Here is a 252-nt window from a genome sequence, read left to right on the forward strand (position 1 = left end):
TGGCCGAGGAGACGCTTTACGACAGCGAGGCGATGCGGCGGTTCGCCGGGGTCGAGTTGGGCGATGACCGTATCCCTGACGAGACCACGATCCTCAACTTCCGCCACCTGCTGGAACGGTATCGGCTTGGCCTGCCACTGAACTTTCATCCAGCCGGAACCGGAGCCCTTTGGGTTGATACGCCGACAGGCGCAGGTGGAGCAACCGACAGATGCGCGGAGCTTTCAGGTGGCGCAGCGCGGCTGTTGGTTG

1 protein-coding gene is annotated in these 252 nt (G+C 63.5%); it reads left to right on the plus strand.

Annotated features, from left to right (window positions below):
- The coding region (locus C6W92_RS18100; protein ID WP_241691213.1) for a transposase at positions 1–252 on the plus strand (252 nt) is incomplete at both ends.

The organism is Roseovarius sp. A46 (assembly GCF_004126395.1).
GTDB classification, from domain to species: domain Bacteria; phylum Pseudomonadota; class Alphaproteobacteria; order Rhodobacterales; family Rhodobacteraceae; genus Roseovarius; species Roseovarius nitratireducens.